Annotated in this window: 28 protein-coding genes; 9 read left to right on the top strand and 19 right to left on the bottom strand. The window is 65.8% G+C overall.

The window, feature by feature from the left end; translation table 11 throughout:
* Positions 1 to 34 precede the first annotated feature (34 nt).
* The 15 genes from GOQ09_RS21335 to flgB all read right to left on the bottom strand — a co-directional run bounded on the left by GOQ09_RS21335 (position 35) and on the right by flgB (position 15,411).
* Positions 35 to 1,750 (bottom strand): methyl-accepting chemotaxis protein, encoded by a 1,716-nt coding sequence (locus tag GOQ09_RS21335; RefSeq protein WP_157616799.1) that lies wholly within the window; start codon positions 1,748 to 1,750, stop codon positions 35 to 37.
* Between the two features lie 121 nt (positions 1,751 to 1,871).
* On the bottom strand, positions 1,872 to 3,530 hold the full coding sequence (locus GOQ09_RS21340) for a methyl-accepting chemotaxis protein (RefSeq protein WP_157615494.1): 1,659 nt from the start codon (positions 3,528 to 3,530) through the stop codon (positions 1,872 to 1,874).
* Positions 3,531 to 3,552: 22 nt separating this feature from the next.
* A complete protein-coding gene (locus GOQ09_RS21345) occupies positions 3,553 to 4,068 on the bottom strand; it encodes a chemotaxis protein CheW (protein WP_157615496.1) in 516 nt (171 codons plus the stop codon).
* A gap of 22 nt (positions 4,069 to 4,090) precedes the next feature.
* Positions 4,091 to 5,839 carry a methyl-accepting chemotaxis protein gene (locus GOQ09_RS21350; RefSeq protein WP_157615498.1) on the bottom strand — a complete coding sequence of 583 codons (1,749 nt, stop codon included), beginning with the start codon at positions 5,837 to 5,839 and terminating at the stop codon, positions 4,091 to 4,093.
* An 84-nt stretch (positions 5,840 to 5,923) separates the two neighbouring features.
* On the bottom strand, positions 5,924 to 7,645 hold the full coding sequence (locus tag GOQ09_RS21355; RefSeq protein WP_157615500.1) for a methyl-accepting chemotaxis protein: 1,722 nt from the start codon (positions 7,643 to 7,645) through the stop codon (positions 5,924 to 5,926).
* 25 nt (positions 7,646 to 7,670) lie between these two features.
* Positions 7,671 to 8,183, bottom strand: coding sequence for a chemotaxis protein CheW (locus GOQ09_RS21360; RefSeq protein ID WP_242630904.1), 513 nt, complete (start codon positions 8,181 to 8,183; stop codon positions 7,671 to 7,673).
* Positions 8,184 to 8,193: 10 nt separating this feature from the next.
* Positions 8,194 to 9,168, bottom strand: coding sequence for a flagellar assembly peptidoglycan hydrolase FlgJ (flgJ, locus tag GOQ09_RS21365; RefSeq protein ID WP_157615502.1), 975 nt, complete (start codon positions 9,166 to 9,168; stop codon positions 8,194 to 8,196).
* Positions 9,169 to 9,176: 8 nt separating this feature from the next.
* Positions 9,177 to 10,238 carry a flagellar basal body P-ring protein FlgI gene (locus tag GOQ09_RS21370; RefSeq protein WP_242631147.1) on the bottom strand — a complete coding sequence of 354 codons (1,062 nt, stop codon included), beginning with the start codon at positions 10,236 to 10,238 and terminating at the stop codon, positions 9,177 to 9,179.
* A gap of 58 nt (positions 10,239 to 10,296) precedes the next feature.
* Positions 10,297 to 10,980, bottom strand: coding sequence for a flagellar basal body L-ring protein FlgH (locus GOQ09_RS21375; protein ID WP_157615506.1), 684 nt, complete (start codon positions 10,978 to 10,980; stop codon positions 10,297 to 10,299).
* Positions 10,977 to 11,759, bottom strand: a complete 783-nt coding sequence (flgG, locus tag GOQ09_RS21380) for a flagellar basal-body rod protein FlgG (RefSeq protein ID WP_126746958.1) — start codon at positions 11,757 to 11,759, stop codon at positions 10,977 to 10,979. The genes GOQ09_RS21375 and flgG overlap by 4 nt, the downstream gene beginning before the upstream one ends.
* A gap of 37 nt (positions 11,760 to 11,796) precedes the next feature.
* Positions 11,797 to 12,546, bottom strand: a complete 750-nt coding sequence (locus GOQ09_RS21385; protein WP_157615509.1) for a flagellar basal body rod protein FlgF — start codon at positions 12,544 to 12,546, stop codon at positions 11,797 to 11,799.
* 7 nt (positions 12,547 to 12,553) lie between these two features.
* On the bottom strand, positions 12,554 to 13,768 hold the full coding sequence (gene flgE / locus GOQ09_RS21390) for a flagellar hook protein FlgE (protein WP_157615511.1): 1,215 nt from the start codon (positions 13,766 to 13,768) through the stop codon (positions 12,554 to 12,556).
* Positions 13,769 to 13,857: 89 nt separating this feature from the next.
* Positions 13,858 to 14,544 carry a flagellar hook assembly protein FlgD gene (locus GOQ09_RS21395; protein WP_157615513.1) on the bottom strand — a complete coding sequence of 229 codons (687 nt, stop codon included), beginning with the start codon at positions 14,542 to 14,544 and terminating at the stop codon, positions 13,858 to 13,860.
* A 22-nt stretch (positions 14,545 to 14,566) separates the two neighbouring features.
* Positions 14,567 to 14,989 (bottom strand): flagellar basal body rod protein FlgC, encoded by a 423-nt coding sequence (gene flgC, locus GOQ09_RS21400; RefSeq protein WP_157615515.1) that lies wholly within the window; start codon positions 14,987 to 14,989, stop codon positions 14,567 to 14,569.
* Positions 14,990 to 15,006: 17 nt separating this feature from the next.
* The gene (gene flgB / locus GOQ09_RS21405) at positions 15,007 to 15,411 is read right to left on the bottom strand and encodes a flagellar basal body rod protein FlgB (protein WP_157615516.1); all 405 of its coding nucleotides are present in this window, start codon (positions 15,409 to 15,411) and stop codon (positions 15,007 to 15,009) included.
* Between the two features lie 162 nt (positions 15,412 to 15,573).
* On the opposite strand from flgB, the gene flgA reads away from it, so the two are divergent.
* From flgA to GOQ09_RS21420, 3 genes are all read left to right on the top strand, one after another.
* Positions 15,574 to 16,290, top strand: coding sequence for a flagellar basal body P-ring formation chaperone FlgA (gene flgA / locus GOQ09_RS21410; protein ID WP_242630905.1), 717 nt, complete (start codon positions 15,574 to 15,576; stop codon positions 16,288 to 16,290).
* Between the two features lie 82 nt (positions 16,291 to 16,372).
* Positions 16,373 to 16,669 (top strand): flagellar biosynthesis anti-sigma factor FlgM, encoded by a 297-nt coding sequence (gene flgM / locus GOQ09_RS21415; protein WP_157615518.1) that lies wholly within the window; start codon positions 16,373 to 16,375, stop codon positions 16,667 to 16,669.
* A 5-nt stretch (positions 16,670 to 16,674) separates the two neighbouring features.
* Positions 16,675 to 17,121 (top strand): flagella synthesis protein FlgN, encoded by a 447-nt coding sequence (locus GOQ09_RS21420; RefSeq protein ID WP_157615520.1) that lies wholly within the window; start codon positions 16,675 to 16,677, stop codon positions 17,119 to 17,121.
* Positions 17,122 to 17,155: 34 nt separating this feature from the next.
* Here GOQ09_RS21420 and GOQ09_RS21425 read toward each other — a convergent pair whose 3' ends face one another.
* Together GOQ09_RS21425 and GOQ09_RS21430 are read right to left on the bottom strand one after the other, a co-directional pair.
* On the bottom strand, positions 17,156 to 17,932 hold the full coding sequence (locus GOQ09_RS21425) for a Crp/Fnr family transcriptional regulator (protein WP_157615522.1): 777 nt from the start codon (positions 17,930 to 17,932) through the stop codon (positions 17,156 to 17,158).
* A 149-nt stretch (positions 17,933 to 18,081) separates the two neighbouring features.
* On the bottom strand, positions 18,082 to 18,360 hold the full coding sequence (locus GOQ09_RS21430) for a hypothetical protein (protein ID WP_157615524.1): 279 nt from the start codon (positions 18,358 to 18,360) through the stop codon (positions 18,082 to 18,084).
* 139 nt (positions 18,361 to 18,499) lie between these two features.
* Between GOQ09_RS21430 and hemA the strand changes: the two genes are divergently transcribed.
* The 6 genes from hemA (at position 18,500) to GOQ09_RS21460 (ending at position 24,065) form a co-directional block, all read left to right on the top strand.
* The gene (hemA, locus tag GOQ09_RS21435; protein WP_157615526.1) at positions 18,500 to 19,771 is read left to right on the top strand and encodes a glutamyl-tRNA reductase; all 1,272 of its coding nucleotides are present in this window, start codon (positions 18,500 to 18,502) and stop codon (positions 19,769 to 19,771) included.
* Positions 19,772 to 19,869: 98 nt separating this feature from the next.
* Positions 19,870 to 20,958: a peptide chain release factor 1 gene (gene prfA / locus GOQ09_RS21440; RefSeq protein ID WP_157615528.1), complete on the top strand. Its 1,089-nt coding sequence runs from the start codon at positions 19,870 to 19,872 to the stop codon at positions 20,956 to 20,958.
* A 2-nt stretch (positions 20,959 to 20,960) separates the two neighbouring features.
* Positions 20,961 to 21,809 (top strand): peptide chain release factor N(5)-glutamine methyltransferase, encoded by an 849-nt coding sequence (gene prmC / locus GOQ09_RS21445; RefSeq protein WP_157616802.1) that lies wholly within the window; start codon positions 20,961 to 20,963, stop codon positions 21,807 to 21,809.
* Positions 21,810 to 21,840: 31 nt separating this feature from the next.
* Entirely contained in the window at positions 21,841 to 22,170 is a 330-nt protein-coding gene (gene grxD, locus GOQ09_RS21450) for a Grx4 family monothiol glutaredoxin (RefSeq protein ID WP_124960760.1), read from the top strand.
* 17 nt (positions 22,171 to 22,187) lie between these two features.
* Positions 22,188 to 22,691: a cupin domain-containing protein gene (locus tag GOQ09_RS21455; RefSeq protein WP_157615530.1), complete on the top strand. Its 504-nt coding sequence runs from the start codon at positions 22,188 to 22,190 to the stop codon at positions 22,689 to 22,691.
* 90 nt (positions 22,692 to 22,781) lie between these two features.
* A complete protein-coding gene (locus GOQ09_RS21460) occupies positions 22,782 to 24,065 on the top strand; it encodes a hemolysin family protein (protein ID WP_157615532.1) in 1,284 nt (427 codons plus the stop codon).
* 25 nt (positions 24,066 to 24,090) lie between these two features.
* On the opposite strand, the gene GOQ09_RS21465 is transcribed toward GOQ09_RS21460, so the two are convergent.
* The gene (locus GOQ09_RS21465; protein ID WP_157615534.1) at positions 24,091 to 24,747 is read right to left on the bottom strand and encodes a lytic transglycosylase domain-containing protein; all 657 of its coding nucleotides are present in this window, start codon (positions 24,745 to 24,747) and stop codon (positions 24,091 to 24,093) included.
* Positions 24,744 to 26,489 carry a proline--tRNA ligase gene (locus GOQ09_RS21470; protein ID WP_157615536.1) on the bottom strand — a complete coding sequence of 582 codons (1,746 nt, stop codon included), beginning with the start codon at positions 26,487 to 26,489 and terminating at the stop codon, positions 24,744 to 24,746. The genes GOQ09_RS21465 and GOQ09_RS21470 overlap by 4 nt, the downstream gene beginning before the upstream one ends.
* Positions 26,490 to 26,564 lie beyond the last annotated feature (75 nt).

Here is a 26,564-nt window from a genome sequence, read left to right on the forward strand (position 1 = left end):
CCTCCTGAAAGACGTTGAAAGTCGTTGGAACTCTTTAGAACTCGGTCCAGTCGCCCGACGAGGCGTGGGCTGCGGCCAGCCTGGGAGGGGACTTGGCTTCCGCTGCGGCCCGGGCCGGGCCCTTCAGCGCGGGCATGGCCTTGCGTGACGGCAGTGCCGGCTGCAGCTTCGCGTGCACTTGCGCGAGCGGGCGGATTGCGGCGTTGCTGTCCAGCCTGAACACGCTCACCGCTTCCACCAGGCTTGCGGCCTGCTCCTGCATCGACTGCGCCGCAGCCGCGGCTTCTTCGACCAGTGCCGCGTTCTGCTGCGTCACCTGGTCCATCTGCGCGATGGCCTGGTTCACCTGCTCGATGCCGGTGCTCTGCTCCTGGCTGGCGGCCGTGATCTCGCCCATGATGTCGGTCACGCGCTTGACGCTGTCCACGATCTCATCCATCGTGCGACCCGCCTCGGCCACCTGCCGGCTGCCGGCTTCGACCTTGCCCACCGAGTCGTCGATCAGGCCCTTGATTTCCTTGGCGGCCGCACCAGAGCGCTGGGCGAGGTTGCGCACTTCAGAAGCCACCACGGCGAAGCCCCTGCCTTGTTCACCGGCGCGGGCCGCTTCCACGGCCGCATTCAGCGCCAGGATATTGGTCTGGAAGGCGATGCCATCGATCACGCCGATGATGTCGACGATCTTCTTGGACGAGGTGTTGATGGAACCCATGGTGTCCACCACCTGGCTGACCACGCCGCCGCCGCGCACGGCCACTTCGGAGGCCGAGAGGGCCAGCTGGTTGGCCTGACGCGCGTTGTCGGCGTTCTGCTTGACGGTGGAGGTGAGCTCTTCCATCGAAGCCGCGGTCTCTTCGAGCGAGCTGGCCTGCTCTTCGGTGCGCGAAGACAAATCTTGATTGCCTGCGGCAATCTGGCCCGAGGCGGTGGCGATGGCGTCGGTACCGGTGCGCACTTCGCCCACCACCTTGGCGAGGCTGCCGTTCATGCCCTTGAGCGCATGCATGAGCTGGCCGGTTTCGTCCCGGGTCGTCACTTCGATGCGGCTGGTCAGGTCGCCGGCGGCAACGGCTTCGGCCACTTCGACCGCACGGCGCAGCGGATGCGTGATGCTGCGGACCAGGAGCCAGGCGAGCACCAGGCCCAGGCCCAGCGACAGCGCGCCGCAGACGATCAGAATCAGGCTGGTGCTGGCGCGCGTCTCCTTGCTGCGCTCCGCCGCGGCGTCGAGCTGCGTGCGCTCGGCGTCCACCATCTGCTGCACACCGGCAAGATAGCTGCGCGAGGTGGGCTCGAAACGTTCGTTGAAGATCCGGTTGGCGCCTTCCATGTCGCCGGCCAGCTTGGCCTTGCTGACTTCTTCGCGGGCCGCGAGGTAGGCCTTGCGAAGCTCACCGACCTTGTCGTAGACCTGCTTCTTTTCCGGCGTGTCCATCTGTTCTTCGATGAACTTCTGAAGGTCGTTGGTTTCCTTGATGGAGAGGGCCGTGGCGGGCGCGAAGTAGGCAATGAGGTTCGAATCGCTGCTCTTGGCGATGGCCGCGGCGCGCTGCACGCCCGCCGTGGTGTTGCGCAGCCAGTCGGCGCCTGCCCGTTCGGTCTTGATGTTCTTCTCGACCATCGCATTCATTTCCGCGCCGAGCTGCCGCAGCTTCAGCACGGCAAGCACGCTGCTCGTGAGAGACAGGGCGAGGATGACGCCGATCACGACGGCCAACCGCTTGCCGATGGAAATATTGCTCAGAAACATGCTCATGACTCCAGAAGATCAGGAAAGGGCAAGGGCGCGCAGCGCGCACTTGCCGCAAGAAAAGGTTGTGTGCGCCGGCCGCATAGGGGCCGGTGCCTTGCAGTCCGTGGAACCGCGGTGCTCAGGAAGCCTCCCAGCCCCCGGCGGTAGCCAGCGCGGGCATGGCCCGGCGTGACGGCAGTGCCGGCTGCAGCTTGGCGTGCACTTGCGCGAGCGGGCGGGTTGCGGCGTTGCTGTCCAGCCTGAACACGCTCACCGCTTCCACCAGGCTTGCGGCCTGCTCCTGCATCGATTGGGCAGCCGCTGCCGCTTCTTCCACCAGCGCCGCGTTTTGCTGCGTCACCTGGTCCATCTGCGCAATGGCCTGGTTGACCTGCTCGATGCCGGTGCTCTGCTCCTGGCTGGCGGCCGTGATCTCGCCCATGATGTCGGTCACGCGCTTGACGCTGTCCACGATCTCGTCCATCGTGCGGCCCGCTTCGGCCACCTGGCGGCTGCCGGCTTCGACCTTGCCCACCGAGTCGTCGATCAGGCCCTTGATTTCCTTGGCGGCTGCACCGGAGCGCTGGGCGAGGTTGCGCACTTCGGAGGCGACGACCGCGAAGCCGCGACCCTGCTCGCCGGCACGCGCAGCTTCCACGGCTGCATTGAGCGCGAGGATGTTGGTCTGGAACGCGATGCCGTCGATCACGCCGATGATGTCGACGATCTTCTTGGAGGAAGCATTGATCGATGCCATGGTGTCGACCACCTGATTGACCACGCCGCCACCCTTGACCGCAACCTCCGAGGCCGAGAGCGCGAGTTGATTGGCTTGCCGTGCGTTGTCGGCGTTCTGCTTGACAGTGGATGTGAGCTCTTCCATCGAGGCGGCCGTCTCTTCGAGCGAGCTGGCCTGCTCTTCGGTGCGCGAAGACAAATCTTGATTGCCTGCGGCGATCTGGCCCGAGGCGGTGGCGATGGCGTCGGTACCCGTGCGCACTTCGCCCACCACCTTGGCGAGGCTATCGTTCATGTGCTTCAGCGCATTCATCAGCTGGCCGGTCTCGTCGCGCGAGCCGGTTTCAATGGCCGAGCTGAGGTCGCCGCTCGCCACGGTTTCGGCCACCTTCACCGCATGGCCCAGAGGCCGCGTGACGCTGCGGGCGATCAGGAAGGCGCAAAGCGCGCCCAATATCAACGTGAGCGCGGTCAGGAAGATGCGGAGGTTGAAGCTGCGCGCATTCGCCTCGTCGATCGCACGGCTCATGTCGTCGATGGCCTTGCGCTCGAGGGCCAGCAGTTCGAGCACGCGCGTTTCGTAGGCCTTGGCAGCCGGCATGAACGTGTTCTTGAAGGCGGCATCGGCTTCCGCGGCGTTGCCGCCGGTCTTGGCCTTCTGCACGGCGTCCTTGGCGGCCTGGTACTTGGCGCGCAGCTCGACGATGTTCTTGAAGGTCGACTTCTCCAAGTCGGTGACGAGCAGGGCCTCGACCTTGGCCATGGTTTCTCCGCCCTTCTTCACGCTGTCGGAGATGACGTCTGCAAAGGTAACGGGCAGCGATTCGTCGGTGCTCTTGGCGATCATTGCGGTGCGCGCAATGGCCGAGTAGGTCAGCACGTACCAGTCGGAGATGAGCCGCTCTTTCGCGAGCGGGCTCTGCATCATCTGGCGGGTGGCTTCGGCATTGCTGCGTGCGGTCATCAGCGCAAAGGCGGCCGAGACGAGCGTCAGGACGAGAACCAGGCCGAAGCCGATGGCCAGGCGCGTTCCGATGCGCATGTTGGAAAGAAAGTTCATGGTGGGGTGCTGAAATGAAGAATCAGGCGGCGATCTTCTCGACCAGGCCCATCTCGTCGCTGGACATCAGCTTGTCGATGTCCACCAGGATCAGCATCCGCTCGTCCAGCGTGCCCAGCCCGATCAGGTACTCCGTGTCCAGCACGGCGCCCATCTGCGGCGCCGGCTTGATCTGCTCTGCGCTCAGCGTGATCACGTCCGACACGCTGTCCACCACCATGCCCACCACGCGACCACCGATGTTCAGCACGATCACCACCGTGAACTGGTCATAGGTCGGCGCCCCCAGCTGGAACTTGATGCGCATGTCGATGATCGGCACGATGATCCCGCGCAGGTTCACCACGCCCTTGATGTATTCGGGCGCATTGGCAATGCGCGTCACCGCGTCATAGCCGCGTAGCTCCTGCACCTTCTGGATGTCGATTCCGTACTCTTCCTGGCCCAGCGTGAAGGAAAGAAATTCCAGTGGCCGGCCAGGACGGGACGGTGCGGCGTTGCGGGTGTCTGCGGTTTGTTGGGTTGGGGTTGCGCTCATCGGGAAACCTGTGGCTGTTGGCTTAAAACTCTGTCCAGTCGCCGCCGGCTGCGCCGGCCATGGCCAGCTGCGGGGACGAAGGTGCTTCTTGGGTCTTCTTGGCCGGCGCCGCGCGCCGGGGCTTAGGGGTTGATTCGGAGGGGCGCGCCGCCTTGGCCGCGGCGGAAGCGAGCCGTGCATACGCCGATGCGGCAGAGGCGTGGCCGCCTTCGAGCTTGAACACGCTCACCGAACTGACCAGGCTTGCGGCCTGCTCCTGCATCGACTGCGCCGCAGCCGCGGCCTCTTCCACCAGCGCCGCGTTCTGCTGGGTCACCTGGTCCATCTGCGCGATGGCCTGGTTCACCTGCTCGATGCCGGTGCTCTGCTCCTGGCTCGCCGCGGTGATCTCGCCCATGATGTCGGTCACGCGCTTGACGCTGTCCACGATCTCGTCCATCGTGCGGCCCGCTTCGGCCACCTGGCGGCTGCCGGCTTCGACCTTGCCCACCGAGTCGTCGATCAGGCCCTTGATTTCCTTGGCGGCTGCACCGGAGCGCTGGGCGAGGTTGCGCACTTCGGAGGCGACGACCGCGAAGCCGCGGCCTTGTTCACCGGCGCGTGCGGCTTCCACGGCCGCATTGAGCGCGAGGATGTTGGTCTGGAACGCGATGCCGTCGATCACGCCGATGATGTCGACGATCTTCTTGGAAGACGTGTTGATGGAGCCCATGGTGTCCACCACCTGGCTGACCACGCCGCCGCCGCGCACGGCCACTTCGGAGGCCGAGAGGGCGAGTTGATTGGCCTGACGGGCGTTGTCGGCGTTCTGCTTGACGGTGGAGGTGAGCTCCTCCATTGAAGCCGCGGTCTCTTCGAGCGAGCTGGCCTGCTCTTCGGTGCGCGAAGACAAATCTTGATTGCCTGCGGCGATCTGGCCCGAGGCGGTGGCGATGGCGTCGGTACCCGTGCGCACTTCGCCCACCACCTTGGCGAGGCTGTCGCGCATGCCCTGGATCGCATGCAGCAGGCTGGCTTGGTCGCCGCGCTTCAATTCGATGCGAACCGCCAGATCGCCGGCGGCGATGCGGTGCGCAATGGCGGTCGCGTCCGCGGGCTCGCCGCCGAGCTGCTTGAGCAGGCCGCGCGAAATCGTCCAGCCCAGGGCCAGCAGCCCTGCAGCCAGCACCAGCGCACCGATCGACAGGGAGATGATCCGGCCCATGATCGTGGTCTGCACCGTATCCACATACACGCCCGAGCCGATGATCCAGCCCCAGGGTTCGAAGCCCTTCACGTAAGAGACCTTGGGCACCGGCTTGTCGCTGCCCGGCTTGGCCCAGAGGTAGGGAACGAAGCCAGCGCCGTTGGCCTTGACGGTGTCGACGAACGCGACGAACAGCCGCTTGCCGGTGGCATCCTTGTTGGACGAGAGATCCTTGTTCTCGAGCGCCGGGCTGATGGGGTGCATCACCATGCGCGGCTGCATGTCGTTGATCCAGAAATACTCGCTGCCGCTGTAGCGCAGGCCTCGAATCGCCTGCATCGCCTGCTCCTTCGCCTGCGGCTCGGTCAGCGTGCCCTTGGCCACGAGGCCGTGGTAATGGGCCAGCAGGCCGTGCGCGCTTTCCACCACCTGGCGCACGCTGGCTTGCCGCTCTTCCATGATGAGCTTGCGCTCCGAAATCAGGAAAAGGGCTGTCAGGGCCGCCACGCCCATGATGGCGCTGGCCGTGAACAGCCCGAGCTTCTGGCCGATGCGAAGGCCGCGGGAATTCAAACGGTTGAACATAGTCTCTTCCTAGGGTGGATGTCTTTTTTGCGGTGCTACCGATAGGTTTATCGGCAGGTGCGCGCAAGACTTGAGGCCATTAGTTCAAAATTCCGTCCAGTCGCCAGCCGCGGTGCCGGCCGTCGCCAGTTGCCGGGGTGCGGCAGCCTCGGCTTTCCCGCCCAGCGCCGGGCGCAGGGTCTTGGGAACGGCATTGAGGGGGCGGAACGCCGTTCGAGCCGCCGCCTGCGCTGCGAGCACTGGCTCGCTTCGCTGGAGCTGCGTGCCGGGTTCCAACCTGAACACGCTCACGGCGCTCACCAGGCTGGCGGCCTGCTCCTGCATCGATTGGGCAGCCGCTGCCGCTTCTTCGACCAGTGCCGCGTTCTGCTGCGTCACCTGGTCCATCTGCGCGATGGCCTGGTTCACCTGCTCGATGCCGGTGCTCTGCTCCTGGCTGGCGGCCGTGATCTCGCCCATGATGTCGGTCACGCGCTTGACGCTGTCCACGATCTCATCCATCGTGCGACCCGCCTCGGCCACCTGCCGGCTGCCGGCTTCGACCTTGCCCACCGAGTCGTCGATCAGGCCCTTGATTTCCTTGGCGGCCGCACCAGAGCGCTGGGCGAGGTTGCGCACTTCAGAAGCCACCACGGCGAAGCCCCTGCCTTGTTCACCGGCGCGGGCCGCTTCCACGGCCGCATTCAGCGCCAGGATATTGGTCTGGAAGGCGATGCCATCGATCACGCCGATGATGTCGACGATCTTCTTGGACGAGGTGTTGATGGAACCCATGGTGTCCACCACCTGGCTGACCACGCCGCCGCCGCGCACGGCCACTTCGGAGGCCGAGAGGGCCAGCTGGTTGGCCTGACGCGCGTTGTCGGCGTTCTGCTTCACGGTGGAGGTGAGCTCTTCCATCGAGGCGGCCGTCTCTTCGAGCGAGCTGGCCTGCTCTTCGGTGCGCGAAGACAGGTCCTGGTTGCCTGCGGCGATCTGGCCCGAGGCGGTGGCAATGGCATCGGTGCCGGTGCGCACGCCGCCGACCACGTTGGCCAGGCTCGTGTTCATGTTCTTGAGTGCCTGCATCAAGAGGCCCGTCTCGTCGGTGGACGACGATTCGATATGGCTCGTGAGGTCGCCGCCCGCAACGGTTTGCGCCACGCGCACCGCTTCGTTCAATGGGCGCGTGATGCTGCGGGTAAGAAGCCATGCCAGCACGGCGCCGAGCAGCAGCGCAACCACGGCCAGCACGATCACGTTGGCCCGGCCCGCGCGGTTCAGACCTTCCACGGCCTCCGCCGCCTTGTCGATCCGCTCCGCCTGGTGCGTCAGCATGCTGCGGATGCTCGCGTCATACACGTCGAGCATCGGCACCAGCTTGTCGTTGGTGAGCGTGGCGGCCTCTTCCTGCTTGCCTTCGCTCTTCAGCTTGAGAATGGCATTGCGCAGGCTCACGTACTGGCTGCGCCTCTCCTTGATGTCGGCACTGATCGCCTGTTCCTCGGGCGAATCGAGCATGGCCTCGAGCTTGGACTGCGTCTCGGAAATGCCTGCACTGGTCTTGCTCATGTGCTTTTGCAGGTAGGCCTGCACCTCCGCATCGTTGCTCTTGACCAGCGCGAAGGTGCGCACGCTGTTGCTGCTGGTGTTCAACAGCCAGTTGGCGGCCAGCCGCTCTTTCACGAGCGAGCGCTGCACCATTTCCTGCACCGCGTGGCCCACGCCTTGCAAACGGAACACGCCGATGCCTGCGATGCACGCCATGAGCACCAGCACCAGTGCAAAACCAATGCCAAGCCGCGTGCCGATTTTCAGGTTCTTCATTTCGGTTGCTCCGTATGCATCAATGTCAGATGACTTTTTCGATCAGGCCCATCTCGTCGCTGGACATCAGCTTGTCGATGTCCACCAGGATCAGCATCCGCTCGTCCAGCGTGCCCAGCCCGATCAGGTACTCCGTGTCCAGCACGGCGCCCATCTGCGGCGCGGGCTTGATCTGCTCTGCGCTCAGCGTGATCACGTCCGACACGCTGTCCACCACCATGCCCACCACGCGGCCACCGATGTTCAGCACGATCACCACCGTGAACTGGTCATAGGTCGGCGCCCCCAGCTGGAACTTGATGCGCATGTCGATGATCGGCACGATGATTCCGCGCAGGTTCACCACGCCCTTGATGTATTCGGGCGCATTGGCAATGCGCGTCACCGCGTCGTAGCCGCGCAGCTCCTGTACCTTCTGGATGTCGATTCCGTACTCTTCCTGGCCCAGCGTGAAGGTCACGACCTCCAGCCGGCTGGAAACGACGGGCGCAGTGCCGCCTCGGAGGTTTGGTTGCGCGGGGGCGATGATCTCTGCCATATGAATTCCTTCAGCTGAACTTCTGCATGATGCGAACGAGCTTCTGCCCGTACTGGGGATCGGTTGCGTAGCCGGCCTTCTGCAGGCCGTGCGCGGCTTCGGCCGGCGTTTCGGCCGCCAGCACGTTGGCGTAGCGCGGATTGCGCGTGATGAACTTGGCGTAGTCGGTAAAGGCTTCGTCGTACGAGGCGTAGGCCCTGAACTTGGCGCGCACGCGCTGCGGTTCGCCGTCCACGTATTCGGTCGTGGTGGTTTCCACCACGGGGCCCTTCCAGCTGCGGTCGGCCTTGATGCCGAACAGGTTGAAGCTCTGCGTGCCGTCATCGGCCCGGATCTCCCGCTTGCCCCAGCCCGATTCGAGCGCGGCCTGCGCAAGAATGAGCGGCGCGGGCACGCCGCTGGCGGCGCTGGCCACCTGCGCGGAGCCGCCCATGCGCTGCACGAAACTGTCGACGTTGCCTTGCAGCGATGCGACAGCGGCCGTGACCGGACGCTCGCTGTTGCGCTGGTAGATGCTCAGATCGACCGATGCGGCCGGCGCCCTTGCCGGCATCGATGAAGGCGGCGCCGAGCCAATGGGAATACCCGACTGCGGCGTGAGCGCCATCCCGGCGACGCGAGGTGCCAGCGGCATGGCCTCCATGCCGTCTTCCGCTTCACCGCCGGACGCCGAGGCGCGGCTGAGCTGCGCGAGCATGGCTTCGGCCAGGCCGACGCCGCGGCCCGAGAGGTTCTGCGCCAGCTGCTGGTCGAGCATCGAGAGGTAGACCTTCTCGTCGCGGTTCTCGAGCAGGCCGCTGGAGGGCGTGGCCTCGCGCATGCTCTTGAGCACCATGTTCATGAACAGCGCCTCGAACTGCCGTGAGACCTGCTTCAGGCCTTCTTCAGGCGAGGTGCGAACGGTGTGGCGCAATGCATCGACGCTCTGTACGTCGAGTGCAAGGCGCTGGTCCAGCGCCCCGCTTCTGCTTTCCGTGATTGCCATGCCGGTGCTCAGATGATTTCGAGCTCGGCGCGCAGTGCGCCGGCGGTTTTCATGGCCTGCAGGATGGACACCAGGTCTTGCGGGTTGGCGCCCAGGCTGTTCAGACCCTTGATCACGTCGGCCAGCGAAGCGCCGCCGCGCACCATCTGCAATGCGCCGCCGCCTTGGTTGATCGATATCTGCGAGGTTTGTCCGACCACGGTCTGCCCGCCTGAAAATGCGTTGGGCTGGCTCACCACCGGCTCGGTGTTGATGACCACCGACAGGTTGCCGTGCGCCACCGCGCAGTCGTTCACGCGCACCGCCTGGTTCATGACCACGGAGCCGGTGCGTGCATTGACGACCACGCGTGCAACTGCCTGCGTGGGCGTGACTTCCAGGCTTTCGAGCTGTGCGAGAAAACCGACGCGCTCCTGCGGCGCGGGTGCCTGCACATGGATCACGCGGGCATCGAGCGCCTGCGCGGTGCCGGGGCCGAACTGCCGGTTGATGGCATCGACCGCGCGCTGCACGGTGCCGAAATCGGACCGGTTGAGTTCTAGCGAGAACGTGCCTTCGCCGCCCACCGGCGTCTCGACGCCGCGCTCGACCAGCGCGCCGCCCGGAATGCGGCCCGAGCTGAGCTGGTTGACTTGCGCCTTGCTGCCGTTGGCCGATGCGCCGGCGCCGCCGACCACCATGTTGCCCTGCGCAATGGCATACACCTGCCCGTCGACGCCCTTGAGCGGCGTCATGAGCAGCGTGCCCCCGCGCAGGCTCTTGGCATTGCCCATCGATGACACGGTCACGTCGATGTTCTGCCCGGGCCGCGCAAACGATGGCAGCGTGGCCGTGACCATGACCGCCGCCACGTTCTTCAGCTGCATGTTCACGCCCTGCGGAATCGTGATGCCGAGCTGCTGCAGCATGTTGTTCAGGCTTTGCGTGGTGAACGGCGTCTGCATGGTCTGGTCGCCCGTGCCGTCCAGGCCCACCATCAGGCCGTAGCCGATCAGCGGGTTGTCGCGCACGCCCTGGATGCTTGCCAGCTCTTTCAGCCGCTCGGCATGGGCGGGCGAATGCAGGGCCATGGCGCACAGCGCCAGCAGGCAGATACGGCGCACGGTATTGCAGATGTTTTTCATGGTGCTAGAACGGCATGACATTGAGGAAGATGCGCTGCATCCAACCCATGTGCTGCGCTTCGTCGATGTAGCCCTTGGCCGTGTATTCGATGCGTGCGTCGGCCACCAGGGTGGACGGCACGGTGTTGTTGCCCGAGACCGTGCGCGGATTCACCACGCCCGAGAACCGGATGTATTCGGTGCCCTGGTTGATGCCCATCTGCTTCTCGCCGCTGACCAGCAAGTTGCCGTTGCGCATCACGTCCACCACGGTGACCGTGATAACGCCGTTGAAGGTGTTGTTGGCGTTGGCGCCGCCCTTGGCATCGAGCTTGTTGCCGCCGGACAGCTTGGCGTCCTGCCCGTCGAGCAGCGAGCCCAGCAGCTTCGGAATGCCGCCGGCAAAGTCTGCGGCAAGGCTGCCGGTTCGGCTCGCGGTTGCGCCCGAATTCTTGCTGGCGTTGACGCGCTCGCTGATGACGATGGTCAGGATGTCGCCCACGTTGCGCGGCCTGCGGTCTTCGAACAGCGCGCTGCCGCCGGGGCCGTCCTGGAAGATTGCACCATTCGCGCGCCGCGGCGCAGAAGCCATGTTCTCCGCCCGCGCCGTCATTGGCTGGTGCACCAGCGGCTCGCGCGGAACCTGCGCGCAGCCCGAGGCCAGCACGGCGGCAACCGACAGCACCAGGCGCAGGTTGAGGCGGGTCATAACTGGGCCAGGCGCTGCAGCATCTGGTCAGAGGTCTGGACCGCCTTGCTGTTGATCTCGTAGGCGCGCTGGGTGGCGATCATGTTCACGAGCTCTTCGACCACGTTGACGTTCGACGCCTCGACATAGCCCTGGCTCAGGATGCCGGCGCCGTCGATGCCGGGGTTCACCTGGTTGGGTGCGCCCGACGCGTCGGTTTCGGCATAGAGGTTCTCGCCCTTGCTCTGCAGGCCGGCCGGATTCAGGAACGTGGCCAGCTGCAGTTGCCCGACCTGCACCGTGTTGGTGGAGCCGGCCTGCGTGATCGACACGATACCGTCGCGGCCCACTGTGAGGCTGGTGGCGTTGGCAGGCAGCGTGATGGCCGGCTGCACCGGAAAGCCGCTGGCCGTGACGAGCTGGCCGTCGCGGTCGGTCTGGAAGGAACCGTCGCGTGTGTACGAGGTGGTTCCATCGGGCATCAGCACCTGGAAGAAGCCGCCGCCGTTGATGGCAACGTCCGTGGGCTTGTCGGTCTTGGTGAGATTGCCCTGCGAGTGGATGCGCTCGGTGGCGACCACGTGGACGCCGGTGCCCACCTGCAGGCCCGAAGGCAGGCGGGTCTGGTCCGAAGTCTGGCCGCCGACCTGGCGCAGGTTCTGGTACATCAGGTCCTCGAACACGGCACGGCTTCGCTTGAAGCCCGTGGTGCCGACGTTGGCGAGGTTGTTCGACACCACGTCGAGTTGGGTCTGTTGTGCATCGAGACCTGTCTTGGCGATGTAGAGCGAGCGCATCATGGTGAAAATTCCTTGGGAGTTGTGTGGAGCGCAGGCTTTAGCCGTAAGCCAGCAGCTTGTTGGCCGATTGCGCGTTGTCGTCCGCGGTGCGCATCGACTTCATCTGCATTTCGAAGCTGCGGGCGTTGGCGATCATGGCCACCATGGCCTCGACGCCGTTGACGTTGCTGCCCTCGACGGCGCCGGTGGTCACTGTGATGGCAGCATCGGCTTCGGCGGGCGGAAGGCCCTCGCGCATGCGAAACAGGCCATCGGCACCACGCACCAGATCGGCAGTGGGCGGGTTGACCAGCTTCAGGCGGCCCACTTCGGCAATGCCGATGGCCGGGTCGCCGGCGCCGCGCGCCGTGACCAAACCATTGGCCGCAATGGAAACGGCGGAGCCGGGCGGCACCACGAGTGCGCCGGCGTCGCCGAGCACCGGGCGTGCGCCCATGGTGGTCAGCTGGCCTTCGGCGTTCACCTGCAGGTTGCCCACGCGGGTGTAGGCTTCGCCGCCGTCAGGCGTCTGCACCACGAGCCAGCCGTCGCCGTGCACCGCGACATCGAGTGCGCGGCCGGTTTCGGTCAGCGGACCATGGCTGAAGTCGGCACCCGGCGTGGTGGCAACCACGTAGGAGCGTGTCGACGGCTCGGGGCCGCCGTCGGTCACCGGCACTGCGCGAAAGCTGTTGATCTGCGCGCGGAATCCGGGTGTCGAGGCGTTCGCCATGTTGTTGGCGACGGAGGCTTGCTGCTCCATCGCCTGCTTGGCGCCGCTCATCGCGACATACAGCATGCGGTCCATAAGCTACTCAGCGGATGTTGATCAGCGTCTGGACGACCTGGTCCTGCGTCTTCACCGTCTGTGCGTTGGCCTGGTAGCTGCGCTGCGCGACGATGAGGTTGACGAGTTCGGAGGTCAGGTCGACGTTGGAGGCCTCCAGCGCGCCCGAGGCGAGCGAGCCCTGCTTGGTGCCTGCACCGGGCGTGCCGGTGAGCGGCTGGCCCGAGGCCAGCGTTTCGGCCCAGACGTTCTCGCCCTTCGGCTCCAGCCCGTTCGGGTTGGCGAACGAGGTCAGCACCACCTGGCCCATCAGCGTGGTCTGTTCGTTGGAGAACTTGCCGGTGATGGTGCCGTCGGGGTTGATCGAGAACGAGGTCAGCGTGCCCGAGGTGAAGCCGTCCTGCTTGAGCGTCTTGATCTCGTTGGCGTTGCCGAACTGCGTGGTGCCCGAAAGGTCCACCGTGGCATTGAGCGCCACCGAGCCGTTGCCGAAGTTCATCGCCGGCAGGGTGATCGCGCCGCCCGCGGGGGTGAGCAGGTTGCCGTTGCCGTCGAAGGTCATCGTCGAGATGGGCGCGCCGGCGTTGAGCGCAGTGCCGTCGGCAGCGCCGTAGACGTTCCAGGCGTTGGCGCCAGTCTTCACGAAGAAAACGCCGAGCTCATGCGGATTGCCGAGCGAATCGAAGATCGGGCCGAGCGCGTTCGAATAGTTGAAGGTGTCCGAATCGGTCGGAGAGAACGGGGTCTTGGTGGGCACCGTGCCGCGCGCATCCAGGTTGAAGGTGGCGTCGATGGCGGTGGTGGCCTTCGGGCTCATGGCCGTGGTCTGGACCTGCAGCGGGCCGGGAGTGCCGCCGTCGAGTCCGCCGGTGGCCGAAACGCCGTAGCCCGTCAGGCGCAGGCCGGCGGCGTTGACGATGAAGCCGTCCTTGTCGCGCGTGAACTGGCCATTGCGCGAGTACATCACCTCGCCGCTCGGGCTGCTGAGGCGGAAGAAGCCGTCGCCGTTGAGAATGGCAATGTCCAGCGGGCGGCTGCTGGTTTGCACCGAGCCCTGCGTGAAATTCTGCACGATGCCCGACACCGCAACGCCGAGGCCGACGCGCGAGCCGGCATACACGTCCTGGAACGTTGCCGCGCCCGACTTGAAGCCGACGGTGTTGGAGTTGGCGATGTTGTTGCCGATGACGTCCAGGTTGGCGGCGGCTGCGGACAAGCCGCTGATGCCTTGGGAAAAGCCCATGATCGAATCCTTGTTTCAGTGCGAGGAAGAAATGGAAATGGCTTGCGGCACCAGGGCCGCTGCCGATGAAGTACAGGTGTCGTGGTTGCTCAGAGGAACATGCGCACATCGGCCAGGCCGATGCTGTTGCCCGACATCAACTCGAGCGTGATGCCGTCGGCGCCTTGCTTGACTGCCGCGACCTGCGAGAAGACCAGCGAGGTGGCTTTCACGTCGGCGCCGTTGTTGCTGGCCGAAACGCTGAAGGTGTAAGAACCGGGCGGTGCCACGGTGCCGTCGTCGGCCTTGCCGTCCCAGCTGACGGCGTTGACGCCTTCCGTCATGGAACCGAGCGAGAGGGTGCGCACCGTGTTGCCGGCGGCGTTGACGATCTTCACCTCGACGTTGCCGGCCGTGCCCGGCAGCTGCACCGCAAAGGGCACGGCCGCCGGCTCTTCGCCGGCCTTGGGTTCGGTGGTGCCGATGGTGTTGCCCGGCGACAGCACGTTGTAGCCAATGAGCGACGCCGCCTGCAGCACCTGGTTGGTACCGGTCTGGTTCACCAGGCCGCTCAGCGCCGCGTTGAGCCGCTCGATGCCGCTCACGGTGCTCATCTGCGCGAGCTGGCTGGTGAGCTCGGCGTTCTCCATCGGGTTGAGCGGGTCCTGGTTGTTGAGCTGCGTTACCAGGAGCTTGAGGAAGCGCTGTTCGCTGTCCACTTCGGAAGTGTTGCCGGCGCTGGATGCGGCGGTGGCTGCGTTGAGCCCGGTGATGGAGGAGGTGTCGGAAATGGCCATGGCTTGGGTGTGGATGTACGGGTTACTGGCCGATGCTCAGCGTCTTGACCATGAGGGTCTTGGCGGTGTTCAGCACCTCGACGTTGGCCTGGTAGTTGCGAGAGGCGGAGATCATGTTGGTCATCTCCTCGACCACGTTGACGTTGGGCATCGACACATAGCCTTCGGCGTTCGCATGCGGGCTCTTGGGGTCGAAGACCATCTTCAGCGGCGAGGCGTCTTCGACCACGCGGGCCACCTTGACGCCGCCGATGTCCTGCTGGCCGGAACCGGAAGAGTCCACTTCGAACACGACCTGCTTGGCGCGGTAGGGCTTGCCGTCGGGGCCGGCCACGCTTTCGGCGTTGGCGAGGTTGCTCGCCGTCACGTTCATGCGCTGCGACTGCGCGGACATGGCGGAGCCCGCCACGCTGAAGATGTTCATGGATGCGCTGGGATGCGGCATGCGTAGCTCTCCTGTGCTTATTGCGCCGCGGCGAGCAGCGACTTGATCTTGGCGCTGACCACCGTGAGGTTGGCTTCGTAGCGCAGCGCGTTATCGGCGAAGTTGATGCGCTCGGCATCCATCTCGACGGTGTTGCCGTCGATGCTGGGCTGGCTCGGCACGCGGTACAGCAGGTCGCGGTCGGGCATCGAAGAGGCCTGGCCCTGTATGTGGCGCGACGAAGTGGCGGCCATCTGCACCGACTGGCCCCCGCGGCCCTGCTCTACCGCCTGCGTGAGGCGGCTTGCAAAATCGAAGTCACGCGCCTTGTAGTTGGGCGTGTCGGCGTGTGCGATGTTGGCGGCCAGCACCTCCTGGCGCTGTGTCCGGAGATTGAGTGCTTCGCGGTTGAAGCGCAGTGCCGCATCCAGCTTGTCGATCATGTGTTTCCATCATTTGTGGCATCGCGTCCCTGGCGGGCATGGCGACTGATGGAAAGCGAGTCTATGCATGCACTGCTTTCGCAATGGGCCGAACAAAGGGGCATTTGGGGTGCACTTCGAATCTTCGGATCGGGTGCGTCTTCCTAGAATTGCCGGGCACCCATGATGGAAAAAACCCACTCCCACAAGCGCCTCCTGAAGATCGTGCTGCCAGCCTTGGCGGCAGGACTTGCAGCGGCGGCTTCCGTTGCCGCGGCGCCACTCACCGGCGACGCGCGCGCCGCCGTGGACAAGTTGCTGCAGGCGCAAACCGCCGGATTGCCGGGCAAGGTCGGCATCCGCGTGGAGGCTCCGGGCTCCGGCCCGCTGCCGCCGTGCGATGCGCTCGAGGCTTTTCTGCCGCGCGGCGCGGCGGCCTGGGGCCGCGTGTCGGTCGGCCTGCGTTGCCATTCGGACCAGAAGCCGTGGACGCGCTACGTGCTGGCCTACGTCGCGGTCGAGGGGCGCTACTTCGTCGCGCTGCGGAACATCGAAACCGGAAAGGCCCTGGGCACGGGCGACTTTGCCGTGCGCAACGGCGATCTCACCGCCCTGCCCCGCTCCGTCGTCACGGACGCCGCGGAGCTCGAAGGCGTGGTGGCGGCCAACCGCATCGCATCGGGGGCGCCGCTGCGGCGCGAACTGGTGCGCGGCGTGTCCGTGATCCAGCAGGGCCAGACCGTCAAGGTCGTTGCCGAGGGCCCCGGCTACAGTGTCAGTACCGAAGCCCGGGCGATGACCAGCGCCGGGGCGGGCTCTACAGTGCGGGCCAAGACCCTGGACGGCCGCCTGGTCAGCGGCGTGGCCGACGAGGAAGGCCACATCCGGCTGGCGCAGTAGCCGAATTCACGGCGCGACGCGCCAAGCCCTAAAGTTTTGGCCCGACCTGCCGATACACAAGGCAGCCCTTTGAGGAACCATCTTGAAAATCGATCCATCCGCCCCTTCGGCCACCCTGCTCACCCGGACCAGCAAGGGTGCATCGTCATCGCCAGCCAGCGGCACCGAGGCCGTCCAGGGCGGCAAGGACGTGGTGCAGCTCTCGTCGGGCCAGGTGCATTCGCTGCCCGACGCGCCCAATGCAGACTTCGACGCAGCGCGCGTGGCCGCGATTCGCGAGGACATCCGGGCCGGGCGCTATGAAATTCATCCTGAGCGAATCGCCCGCGGCCTGTTGAGCAGCGTGCGCGAACTGCTGCACGAAAACGGAAAGCTGTGAACACCATGCTGGTTCACCTGCTGGCCGAGAAGTCCTGCGTGGAGGAATTCCTGGCCGTGCTCGACCAGGAAGCGGACGCCATGAAGAACGGCCGCTTTGCGGAGTTGCCCCAGCTGACCGAACGCAAGACAGGCCTGCTCGACCGCATGGCCGCGCTCGACCAGGCCCGCGAGTCGGCCCAGGTGGCGCGCGGATTCGAACCCGGCCGCGCAGGCGCCGATGCGGCCGCGGCCGCTGACGGCGAAGCGTCGCTCGCCGCGTGGGCCGCACTGGTCGAGCTTGCGCAGCAAGCCAGGGCGGACAACCGCCGCAACGGATCGATGGTGTACAGCCAGCTGGATTTCACGCAGAACGCGCTGCACTACCTGCAGGCCAGCGCCCAGCCCTTCTATGGGCCGGACGGCATCCGCAAATCCGCAAGCGGCACGGGAACCCGGCTGGCGGTCGGCTAGCCAGGAAACCAAGGGAACGGCCGCCTAGAGCGGCTCAGCCCTTGCGGGGCTTGCTCGACTTGGGCGCTTCGAACAATTCCGAAAAGAACGACGGGCCCACCTCGCCGGGCGGGTCCGCCGGCGGGCTCGGGGGGCTCGCCTCACCGGGCGCAAGCTCCTGGAAGTCCGACGACGCGAAGTGCGGCGGAACATAGACGCCGTGCTCGTCGCGCCTGACCAGGCCGCGGCGTTCGAGATCCCGCATCGTCTTGTTGACCTGCATCCGGGAAAGCCCTGAATAAGAAGCGATGACCGACTGGGTGATGCGCTTGTCGTAGCCGCCACCGGTGCCCGGGGCCAGCACCGTGAGCTCATGCAGGATGCGGCTGATGAGCCGCTCGGACGAGGCCGAGGAAATCTGCCGGATCTGCCTGCGCAGCACCGTGGTGCGCTTCATCACGATTTCGAGCAGCCCCATGGTCACGGCCGGGTACCGCTCGCACAGGGCGCGCAACTCCAGCGTGGGCACCAGGTAAAGGGAGGTGGGCAATGCCGCGATCAGCATGGCGCCGGGCTGGTAGCGCTCCTCGATCGGGGCGGCATTCAGGAAGAAATCGTCCTGTCGGATGAAGTCGGTGGTGACATCGCCGCTGTCCTCGCTTCCTTGCACCACCACCCGCAGCAGGCCGGTGGCCACGCAGTACACCCGGTCGGTCCAGTCATCCGCACCCAGCACGACCTCGTTTCGGCGGTAGGAACGAAGTTCGATGCGCTGGACAAACGCTGCCCGTTCTTCCTGGGGAACGCTGGCAATAAGAGGATGCAGATACATCTATACCGTCCGTGGGCCGTCTTGCCAATGCATGCTCAAGGCAGTTTGCCCAAAATCGTTCTCAAGTGTGAAAAATTACCACCCCAATTAATATATTAACCTAAGTAACATCTTGACACGCATAGCGTAACAATTGTTTTGCGACCGACCTACTTCCGCCAGCTTTTCGAGACCATCCACTGACTTGTAGCGCAGGCCGCCACGAGCGCTGCGTAGGTGAGCATCGCGCCATCGCGACCAGAAAAGACCAGCCCGCCCAAGAGCGCCAGCACCCCGACGCCGAAGTTGACTGCGCCCTGGATCCACCAGGCCGGCCCACCCGCCACCCGGCGGCCGAAAACCCGGCCCGCCAGTGCGCACAGGAACCCGACGGCCAGCGCAGGCGCCACAAAGTTGAGCAGATGGTTCAAAAGATCCAGCAGGGACATGGACGGGGAACGTGAAGGGAGGGATCGAGGCGAGGCCGCCTGAGAAAGCCAAGGGCGCCCCGGGCGCCCTTTGTGTGCTGGCTGTGCGGCAAACCCCTCGGCAGCCGCGCAGCTCCTGCTGATTTTATAATCAGCAGATATGTCAGTCTGGACCCTCGGGTTGAACCACACGACCGCGCCGCTCGATCTGCGCGGTCGTTTTGCGTTCGCGCTCGATCAGCTGGCACCCACGCTGCAGAGTTTGCGCAGTTCGTTCGCCTCCGGACGCCATCCGCAGGTCGAAGCGGCAATCATCTCGACCTGCAACCGCACCGAGATCTATTGCGCCGCCGAACACGCCGCGCTCGACCACACGGTCGGCTGGCTGGCTGAAAACGGCGGCGTGGCGCCGGCGCTGCTGCGCTCGCACTCCTACACGCTGCACGACGACGAGGCTGCGCGCCATGCCTTCCGGGTGGCCAGCGGGCTCGATTCCATGGTGCTGGGCGAAGCGCAGATCCTCGGCCAGATGAAAGACGCCGTGCGCGCGGCCGAAACCGCCGGCGCACTTGGCAGCACGCTCAACCAGCTGTTCCAGCGTTCCTTCGCGGTCGCGAAAGAAGTGCGTACCGCCACCGAAATCGGCGCGCATTCCATCAGCATGGCGGCCGCCGCGGTCCGGCTGGCGGGCCAGCTCTTCGAAGACCTGCACCAGACGCGCGTGCTGTTCGTGGGCGCCGGCGAAATGATCGACCTGGCCGCGACGCACTTCGCCGCCAAGGACCCGAAGTCGATCGCCATTGCCAACCGCACGCTGGAACGCGGCGAAAAGCTGGCCTCGCGCTTCGGCGGCGAGGCCATGCGGCTGGCCGACCTGCCGAGCCGGCTCGCGGAATTCGACATTGTGGTGAGCTGCACCGCGAGCACGCTGCCCATCATCGGCCTCGGCGCCGTGGAGCGCGCGCTCAAGGCCCGCAAGCACCGCCCGATGTTCATGGTCGACCTGGCGGTGCCGCGCGACATCGAGCCCGAGGTGAAGGCGCTCGAAGACATCTATCTCTATACCGTGGACGATCTCGCCCAGGTGGTGCAGCAGGGCCAGGCCAACCGGCAGGCCGCGGTGGCGCAGGCTGAAGTCATCATTGATGCCGGCGTGCAAAGCTTCATGCACTGGCTGCGCCAGCGCGGCACGGTGCCGCTCATTCAGCAGCTCAACGCGCAGACCGACGAGTGGCGCGCCGCTGAGATGGCGCGCGCGCGCAAGCTGCTGGCTAAGGGCGAATCGGTCGATGCGGTGCTCGAGGCCATGTCGCGCGGGCTCACGCAAAAAATGCTGCACGGCGCGCTGGCCGAACTGCACGCGGGCGATGCGGCTTCGCGCGAACAGACGGCCCAGACGATTTCGCGGCTCTTCCTGCGCAAAGAGCGTTAGCGACGCTTGCCGCCGCCGGCCCGGCTCCGTTGCCGCGGCCCTCCCGCGCCTTGCCGCCGCGAGCCGCGCTCCCTCCTTCCTTTTCGGCCCTTCTCGACGTGAAACCTTTTCTGCGCCACCAACTCGAGCGCTACGCGCAGCGTCTCGGCGAACTCGACTTCCTGCTGTCGCGCGAAGACATCATGAGCGACATGGCGCAGTACCGCACCATATCGCGCGAGCATGCCGAAATCACGCAGATCGCGGGCCGCTACGAGCGCTACAAGCAGCGCGAAGCCGACATTGCCGGCGCGCGCGAAATGCTGGACGACCCCGACATGGCCGAGATGGCGCGGGAAGAAATCGCGGGTGCCGAAGCCGAGCTGATCCAGCTCGAGGAAGAACTGCAGCGCCTGCTGCTGCCCAAGGACCCGGACGATGCGCGCAATGCATTCCTCGAAATCCGCGCGGGCACGGGCGGCGACGAATCGGCCCTGTTCGCGGGCGACCTGCTGCGCATGTACACGCGCTATTGCGAGCGCGCCGGCTGGCGCTGCGAGGTGGTGAGCGGAAGCGAAAGCGAACTCGGCGGCTACAAGGAAGTGGTGATCCGCATCGTCGGCAACGACGTGTTCGGGCACCTGCGCTTCGAGTCGGGCGGGCACCGCGTGCAGCGGGTGCCGGCGACCGAAACCCAGGGCCGCATCCACACCAGCGCCTGCACGGTGGCCGTGCTGGCCGAGCCTGACGAGACGGTGGCGGTGCAGATCAACCCCGCCGACCTGCGCATCGACACCTACCGCGCGAGCGGCGCCGGCGGCCAGCACATCAACAAGACCGATTCGGCAGTGCGCATCACGCACATTCCGACGGGCATCGTGGCCGAGTGCCAGGACGACCGCAGCCAGCACCGCAACAAGGCCAAGGCGCTGCAGGTGCTCTCCGCGCGCATCCAGGAGAAGGAGCGCAGCGAGCGCGCCGCCAAGGACGCCGCCATGCGCAAGGGCCTCATCGGCAGCGGCGACCGCTCGGACCGCATTCGCACCTACAACTTTCCGCAGGGCCGGCTGACCGACCACCGGATCAATCTCACGCTCTACAAGCTGCTGGCGATCATGGAGGGCGACCTAGGCGACGTGCTGGACGCCCTGCGCGCCGCGCGCGAGGCCGAGCAACTGGCCGAGCTCGAATCGAGCCTGCCGGCTTGACGATGACGACCGCCACCACACCGACCACCGTGGCGCAGGCGCTGGCCGCTGCGGTGGCGCTGGGCGTCGACAGGCTAGACGCCCAGTTGCTGCTGCTGCACGCGCTGGGCCGTCCGCCGCACGAACGCGCGTGGCTGCTGGCGCACGACACCGATGCCATGCCGGCGTCGGCGTGGACTGCGCTGGCGGAACGGCTGTCTCGTCGGCTGAAGGGTGAACCAGTGGCCTACCTGCTTGGGGAAAAGGAATTCCACGGCCTGGCGCTGCAGGTGGACGCGCGGGTGCTGGTGCCACGCCCCGACACCGAAACGCTGGTCGACTGGGCACTGGAATGCCTCGACGGCCACAATGCGCCGCGCGTGCTCGACCTGGGCACCGGCAGCGGGGCCATCGCGCTGGCGCTGCAGCATGCGCGTCCGGACGCGCAGGTCGATGCGGTCGATGCCAGCGCCGATGCCCTGGCTGTAGCCCAAGCCAATGCCGAGCGCCTCGGCCTGCCGGTGCGCTTCAGCCAGGCTCATTGGCTGGAGAGCGCTGGCAGCGGCTACACGGTCATCGCCAGCAATCCGCCTTACATCGCCATCGGCGATCCCCATCTGCCCGCGCTGCGGCACGAGCCCCCGGCCGCGCTGGTTTCAGGGGCCGACGGGCTCGACGACATCCGCCAGATCGTTCAGAACGCGCCGTCGCACCTCGCCGAAGGCGGCTGGCTGCTGCTGGAACACGGCCACGACCAGGCCGCCGCGGTGCGCCAGTTGCTGGAAACACGCGGGTTCGCGGAAGTTCAAAGCCGCGATGACCTTGCCGGCATCGCGCGCTGTTCCGGCGGAATCTGGCGCCCGGTGAAATAATCCCCTCAAGCCCACTTTTTCAGGAGTCCCCATGTCCGACGCTCAACAACGCATCGACGATCTCGTCAAGACCAACGACCTCGTGCTCTTCATGAAGGGCAACGCGAGCTTTCCGATGTGCGGCTTTTCGGGCCGTGCAATCCAGATCCTCAAGGCGGTCGGCGTCGACACCAAGACGCTCAAGACAGTCAACGTGCTCGAAGACGACGGCATCCGCCAGGGCATCAAGGAATACAGCAACTGGCCGACGATTCCCCAGCTCTATGTGAAGGGCGAATTCGTGGGCGGCTCGGACATCATGATGGAGATGTACGAGTCGGGCGAACTGCAGCAGGTGCTGGGCGGCAGCAACCCCGCCTGATTTTCTTCAGGCCCGCCATGAGCCACGACCACGAAGGCCACTCGCACGATGGCGCTTCGGCGCCGGCCTGGAAGCACGATGGCGTGCGCGTGGTCGCGGCCAACCAGCTCGACGTCAACACGGCCCAGACGCCCGGCATGAACCGGGCGGCGGCCATCAACTTTGCCCGTGTCGGTGCGCAGAAGCTGTGGGCCGGCACCGTCACCATTCACGCAGACGCCAAGACCGGCGCCCATCACCACGGGCCTCTTGAATCGGTGATCTATGTCGTGCGCGGACGCGCGCGCATGCGCTGGGGTGAAAAGCTCGAGTTCACGGCCGAAGCCGGACCGGGCGATTTCATCTACGTGCCGCCCTACGTGCCACACCAGGAAATCAACGCCAGCGCGACCGAGCCGCTCGAGTGCGTGCTGTGCCGCAGCGACGGCGAGGCGGTGGCCGTCAATCTCGACATCGAGCCGGTGGAAAAACCGGAATCGGTGCTCTGGGTCGATCCAACCCACCCCAACGGCGGCGTCTAGGCTTCACGGCAGCCGGGCAAGCCCGGTTCCGCGGCAGTCGCCGGAATGGGCGCCATGTCATGGCACCATGGCACTCTTCAAAGTGCCACCATGACCCTGACCCAAAGCCTGCTCATCATCGTCTTTCTGATCGCGATGAGCGCATTCTTCTCACTTGCCGAGATCACTCTTGCCGCCTCGCGGCGCCTGCGCCTGCGCCAGATGGCCGACGAAGGCGATGCCCGGGCCGAGCGCGTGCTGCGCGTGCAGGAGCAGCCGGGCCACTACTTCACGGTGGTGCAGATCGGCCTCAACGCGGTGGCCATCCTCGGCGGCGTGGTGGGTGAGGGCTCGCTCAGCCCGTACTTCGCACGCTTCTTCGAGAACTGGATGAGTGTGGAAGCCTCGGCGAACGTGGCTTTCCTGTGCTCGTTCGTGATCGTCATTGCGGTATTCCTGGTTTTTGCCGACCTGTTCCCCAAGCGGCTCGGCATGAGCGACCCGGAGCGCATTGCCGTGCGCATGGTCGGGCCGATGCTGCTGCTGATCACGGCGTTCAAGCCGCTGGTGTGGCTGTTCACCCGTTCGACCGACATGCTCTTCAAGGTGCTGGGCATGCCGCTGGTGCGCGACGACAAGATCACCTCGGCCGACATCCTGGCCATGACCGAGGCCGGCGCGCGCGCGGGCGTGCTCGCGGTACGAGAGCAGCAGGTGATCGCCAATGTGTTCGAGCTGGACACGCGCCTGGTCAGCAGCGTGATGACGGTGCGGGACAACATCGCCTGGTTTCTGCACGACGATCCGGAGTCGGTGCTGCGCGCGCGCATCGTGGCCGAGCCTTTCTCGGCCTACCCGGTGTGCGACGGCGACATCGACCACGTGCTCGGCTACGTCGACGCGAAGGACATGTTCCAGCGCGTGCTCAGCGGCCAGCCGCTGGCCTTCGACAAGGGGCTGCCGCTGCACAAGGCGCTGGTCATCCCCGACCGGCTGTCGCTCACCGAAGTGCTCGAGCAGTTCCAGCAGGCGCATGAAGACTTCGCGATCATCGTCAACGAGTACAGCCTGGTGGTGGGCGTGATCACGCTCAACGACGTGATGAGCACGGTGATGGGCGACCTGGTGTCGCTGCCGGACGAAGAGCAGATCGTGAAGCGCGACGAGAACTCGTGGCTGATCGACGGCGTGACGCCGATCCAGGATGTGCAGCGTGCACTGCATATCGACGAGCTGCCGCATTCGGATGAATACGAAACCTTGGCGGGCTTCTTGATGGTGATGCTGCGCCGGGTGCCCAAGCGCACCGACAGCGTGAGCTGGGGCGGCTACACCTTCGAGGTGATGGACGTCGACAGCTACCGCATCGACCAGGTGATGGTGACAAGAACTTAGCTCGCCCCCAGTCTGCGCGAAGTGGTCAGGCGGCTGCGCGGTCCCTGTCCACGAAGGTCCAGAGGCGCTGGTTGGCAAACACGGCGTTGGGGTACGGCGACTTGCCGCGGCTGCCGTTGTAGCGGCCGAGAGTCATGTACAGATCGCCCTTCTCGCGGTCGAGGTAGTGGCGCAGGATGACGCAGCCGAAGCGCAGGTTGGTCTGCATGTGGAACAGCTTGGCGGGATCACTGTCGCCGATCACGCGGGTCCAGAACGGCATGACCTGCATGTAGCCCCGCGCACCGGCGCTGGACACCGCGAACTTGCGGAAGTTGCTTTCGACCTGGATCAGCCCGAGCACCAGGCTCACGTCGAGGCCCGAGCGCTTGCTCTCGTACCAGACGGTCTGCAGGAACTCCTTGCGCGTGGGCCAGTCGGCAATCTTCTTCTTGAGGCGCTCGCTCATTTCGCCGAGCCAGCGCAGGTAGTTCAGCCGGGCTTCGGTGCTCGAAAACTCGGGAACCGGCGGCGCCTTGTTGTGGATGGCCGAACTCAGCGCGGTGCGCACCGAGTCGATCAGCGGCTCTTCGATCTGCGCGCCGGCATGGGCGGCCTGCGGCAGCGACAGCGCCGCCAGCGCGCCCGCCGCTGCGGCGCCGCCCAGACATCGGCGTCGCGAGAGGCCGCCCTCCACGCTCATTTCGCGAGCTTGCCGGTGATGAATTCGGCGATGCCGGCCGCCGGCACCTTGGTGGCCGCGGTGTCGCGGCGATGCTGGTATTCGAGCTGGCCTTCCTTCAGGCCACGGTCCGAAATGACCACGCGGTGCGGTACGCCGATCAGCTCCCAGTCTGCGAACATCGCGCCCGGGCGTTCGCCTCGGTCGTCGAGCAGCACGTCGACGCCGGCTGCGAGCAGTTGCTCGTAGAGCGCCTCGGCGGCCACCTTGACCTCGGGGCTGCGGTCCATGCCAATGGGGCAGACCACCACGGTGAACGGCGCCAGCGCGTCGGGCCAGATGATGCCGCGCTCGTCGTGGTTCTGTTCGATGGCGGCGGCGGGCAGGCGCGTGATGCCGATGCCGTAGCAGCCCATCTCGAGAAACTGCGGCTTGCCGGCTTCGTCGAGGTAGGTGGCGTTCATGTCCTTGCTGTACTTGGTACCGAGCACGAACACGTGGCCCACTTCGATGCCGCGCTCGATGGCCAGCACGCCCTTGCCATCGGGCGAGGGGTCGCCTGCCACCACGTTGCGCAGGTCGGCCACCAGCTCGGGCTCGGGCAGGTCGCGGCCCCAGTTGACGCCGGTCATGTGGAAGTCGATTTCGTTGGCGCCGGTGATCCAGTCGGCCATGACGGCCACTTCGCGGTCTGCCACGAGCTTGACCGGCTTCTTGAGATTCAGCGGGCCCAGGTAGCCGGGCTTGCAGCCGAAGTGGTCGTCGATTTCGGCCAATGTCGCGAAGCGGAAGCCCTTGTCCAGGCCCGGCACCTTGCTGACCTTGATCTCGTTCATGTCATGGTCGCCGCGCAAAAGCAGCAGCCAGACCTGCGAGCCCTTCGGGTTGCCGGCCTCGTCGACGATGTCGGTCGCGAGCACCAGCGACTTGACCGTGGTCGCGAGCGGCACGCCGAGCAACTCGGCCACGTCGGCACAAGTGCTCTTGCCGGGGGTGGGCGTCTTCTCGAGCGGCTTGGCCGCTGTGGGGCGCGGACCGGCCGGGGGCAGCGCCTCGGCCTTTTCCATGTTGGCGGCGTACTTGCTCTCGGGGCAATAGACGATGGCGTCTTCGCCGGTGGCGGCAATCACCTGGAATTCTTCGCTCAGGTCGCCGCCGATGGCGCCACTGTCGGCCGCGACGGCGCGGTAGCGCAGGCCAAAGCGGTCGAAGATGCGCCGATAGGCATCGGCCATGACCTGGTAGCTGGCCTTGGCGGCGCCCAGGTCGCGGTCGAAGCTGTAGGCGTCCTTCATGATGAACTCGCGCCCGCGCATGAGACCGAAGCGCGGACGGCGTTCGTCGCGAAACTTGGTCTGGATCTGGTAGAAATTCTTCGGCAGCTGCTTGTAGCTGCGGATTTCCTGGCGCGCGATGTCGGTCACCACTTCTTCGCTGGTCGGCTGGACCACGAAGTCACGGTCGTGCCGGTCCTTGATGCGCAGCAGCTCGGGGCCCATCTTCTCGAAGCGGCCGGTTTCTTGCCAGAACTCGGCCGGCTGCACCACGGGCATCGTGAGCTCGACAGCGCCGGCGCGGTTCATTTCCTCGCGCACGATGGCCTCGACCTTGCGGATCACGCGCAGGCCCATGGGCATGTATGTGTAGATGCCGGTGCCGAGCTTCTTGATCATGCCGGCGCGCATCATGAGCCGATGGCTCGCGACTTCGGCGTCGGCCGGCGCTTCCTTGAGGGTGGAGACAAAAAATCGGGAAGCTTTCATCGGGATCGCGCTGGTGGATTCAAAGTCATGGGGAAAACAGGCGCCGGGAGAGACCTCCGGGAACCCGTGAGCCTC

Origin of the sequence: Variovorax paradoxus (genome assembly GCF_009755665.1) — a bacterium.
In the GTDB taxonomy this organism is placed as follows: Bacteria; Pseudomonadota; Gammaproteobacteria; order Burkholderiales; family Burkholderiaceae_C; genus Variovorax; species Variovorax paradoxus_G.

Bases quoted from the DNA above. Each gene is read 5' to 3' on its own strand.
- flgJ (WP_157615502.1), bottom strand. From the start codon at position 9,168: ATGGCAATCACGGAAAGCAGAAGCGGGGCGCTGGACCAGCGCCTTGCA.
- GOQ09_RS21460 (WP_157615532.1), top strand. From the start codon at position 22,782: ATGACCCTGACCCAAAGCCTGCTCATCATCGTCTTTCTGATCGCGATG.
- GOQ09_RS21420 (WP_157615520.1), top strand. From the start codon at position 16,675: ATGCTGGTTCACCTGCTGGCCGAGAAGTCCTGCGTGGAGGAATTCCTG.
- flgC (WP_157615515.1), bottom strand. From the start codon at position 14,989: ATGCCGCATCCCAGCGCATCCATGAACATCTTCAGCGTGGCGGGCTCC.
- GOQ09_RS21335 (WP_157616799.1), bottom strand. From the start codon at position 1,750: ATGTTTCTGAGCAATATTTCCATCGGCAAGCGGTTGGCCGTCGTGATC.
- GOQ09_RS21370 (WP_242631147.1), bottom strand. From the start codon at position 10,238: ATGGCCCTGCATTCGCCCGCCCATGCCGAGCGGCTGAAAGAGCTGGCA.
- GOQ09_RS21350 (WP_157615498.1), bottom strand. From the start codon at position 5,839: ATGTTCAACCGTTTGAATTCCCGCGGCCTTCGCATCGGCCAGAAGCTC.
- GOQ09_RS21425 (WP_157615522.1), bottom strand. From the start codon at position 17,932: ATGTATCTGCATCCTCTTATTGCCAGCGTTCCCCAGGAAGAACGGGCA.
- GOQ09_RS21385 (WP_157615509.1), bottom strand. From the start codon at position 12,546: ATGGACCGCATGCTGTATGTCGCGATGAGCGGCGCCAAGCAGGCGATG.
- grxD (WP_124960760.1), top strand. From the start codon at position 21,841: ATGTCCGACGCTCAACAACGCATCGACGATCTCGTCAAGACCAACGAC.
- GOQ09_RS21395 (WP_157615513.1), bottom strand. From the start codon at position 14,544: ATGGCCATTTCCGACACCTCCTCCATCACCGGGCTCAACGCAGCCACC.
- GOQ09_RS21355 (WP_157615500.1), bottom strand. From the start codon at position 7,645: ATGAAGAACCTGAAAATCGGCACGCGGCTTGGCATTGGTTTTGCACTG.
- GOQ09_RS21375 (WP_157615506.1), bottom strand. From the start codon at position 10,980: ATGACCCGCCTCAACCTGCGCCTGGTGCTGTCGGTTGCCGCCGTGCTG.
- prmC (WP_157616802.1), top strand. From the start codon at position 20,961: ATGACGACCGCCACCACACCGACCACCGTGGCGCAGGCGCTGGCCGCT.
- GOQ09_RS21340 (WP_157615494.1), bottom strand. From the start codon at position 3,530: ATGAACTTTCTTTCCAACATGCGCATCGGAACGCGCCTGGCCATCGGC.
- GOQ09_RS21470 (WP_157615536.1), bottom strand. From the start codon at position 26,489: ATGAAAGCTTCCCGATTTTTTGTCTCCACCCTCAAGGAAGCGCCGGCC.
- GOQ09_RS21430 (WP_157615524.1), bottom strand. From the start codon at position 18,360: ATGTCCCTGCTGGATCTTTTGAACCATCTGCTCAACTTTGTGGCGCCT.
- flgE (WP_157615511.1), bottom strand. From the start codon at position 13,768: ATGGGCTTTTCCCAAGGCATCAGCGGCTTGTCCGCAGCCGCCGCCAAC.
- GOQ09_RS21455 (WP_157615530.1), top strand. From the start codon at position 22,188: ATGAGCCACGACCACGAAGGCCACTCGCACGATGGCGCTTCGGCGCCG.
- GOQ09_RS21345 (WP_157615496.1), bottom strand. From the start codon at position 4,068: ATGAGCGCAACCCCAACCCAACAAACCGCAGACACCCGCAACGCCGCA.
- flgA (WP_242630905.1), top strand. From the start codon at position 15,574: ATGATGGAAAAAACCCACTCCCACAAGCGCCTCCTGAAGATCGTGCTG.
- hemA (WP_157615526.1), top strand. From the start codon at position 18,500: ATGTCAGTCTGGACCCTCGGGTTGAACCACACGACCGCGCCGCTCGAT.
- GOQ09_RS21465 (WP_157615534.1), bottom strand. From the start codon at position 24,747: ATGAGCGTGGAGGGCGGCCTCTCGCGACGCCGATGTCTGGGCGGCGCC.
- flgG (WP_126746958.1), bottom strand. From the start codon at position 11,759: ATGATGCGCTCGCTCTACATCGCCAAGACAGGTCTCGATGCACAACAG.
- flgB (WP_157615516.1), bottom strand. From the start codon at position 15,411: ATGATCGACAAGCTGGATGCGGCACTGCGCTTCAACCGCGAAGCACTC.
- GOQ09_RS21360 (WP_242630904.1), bottom strand. From the start codon at position 8,183: ATGGCAGAGATCATCGCCCCCGCGCAACCAAACCTCCGAGGCGGCACT.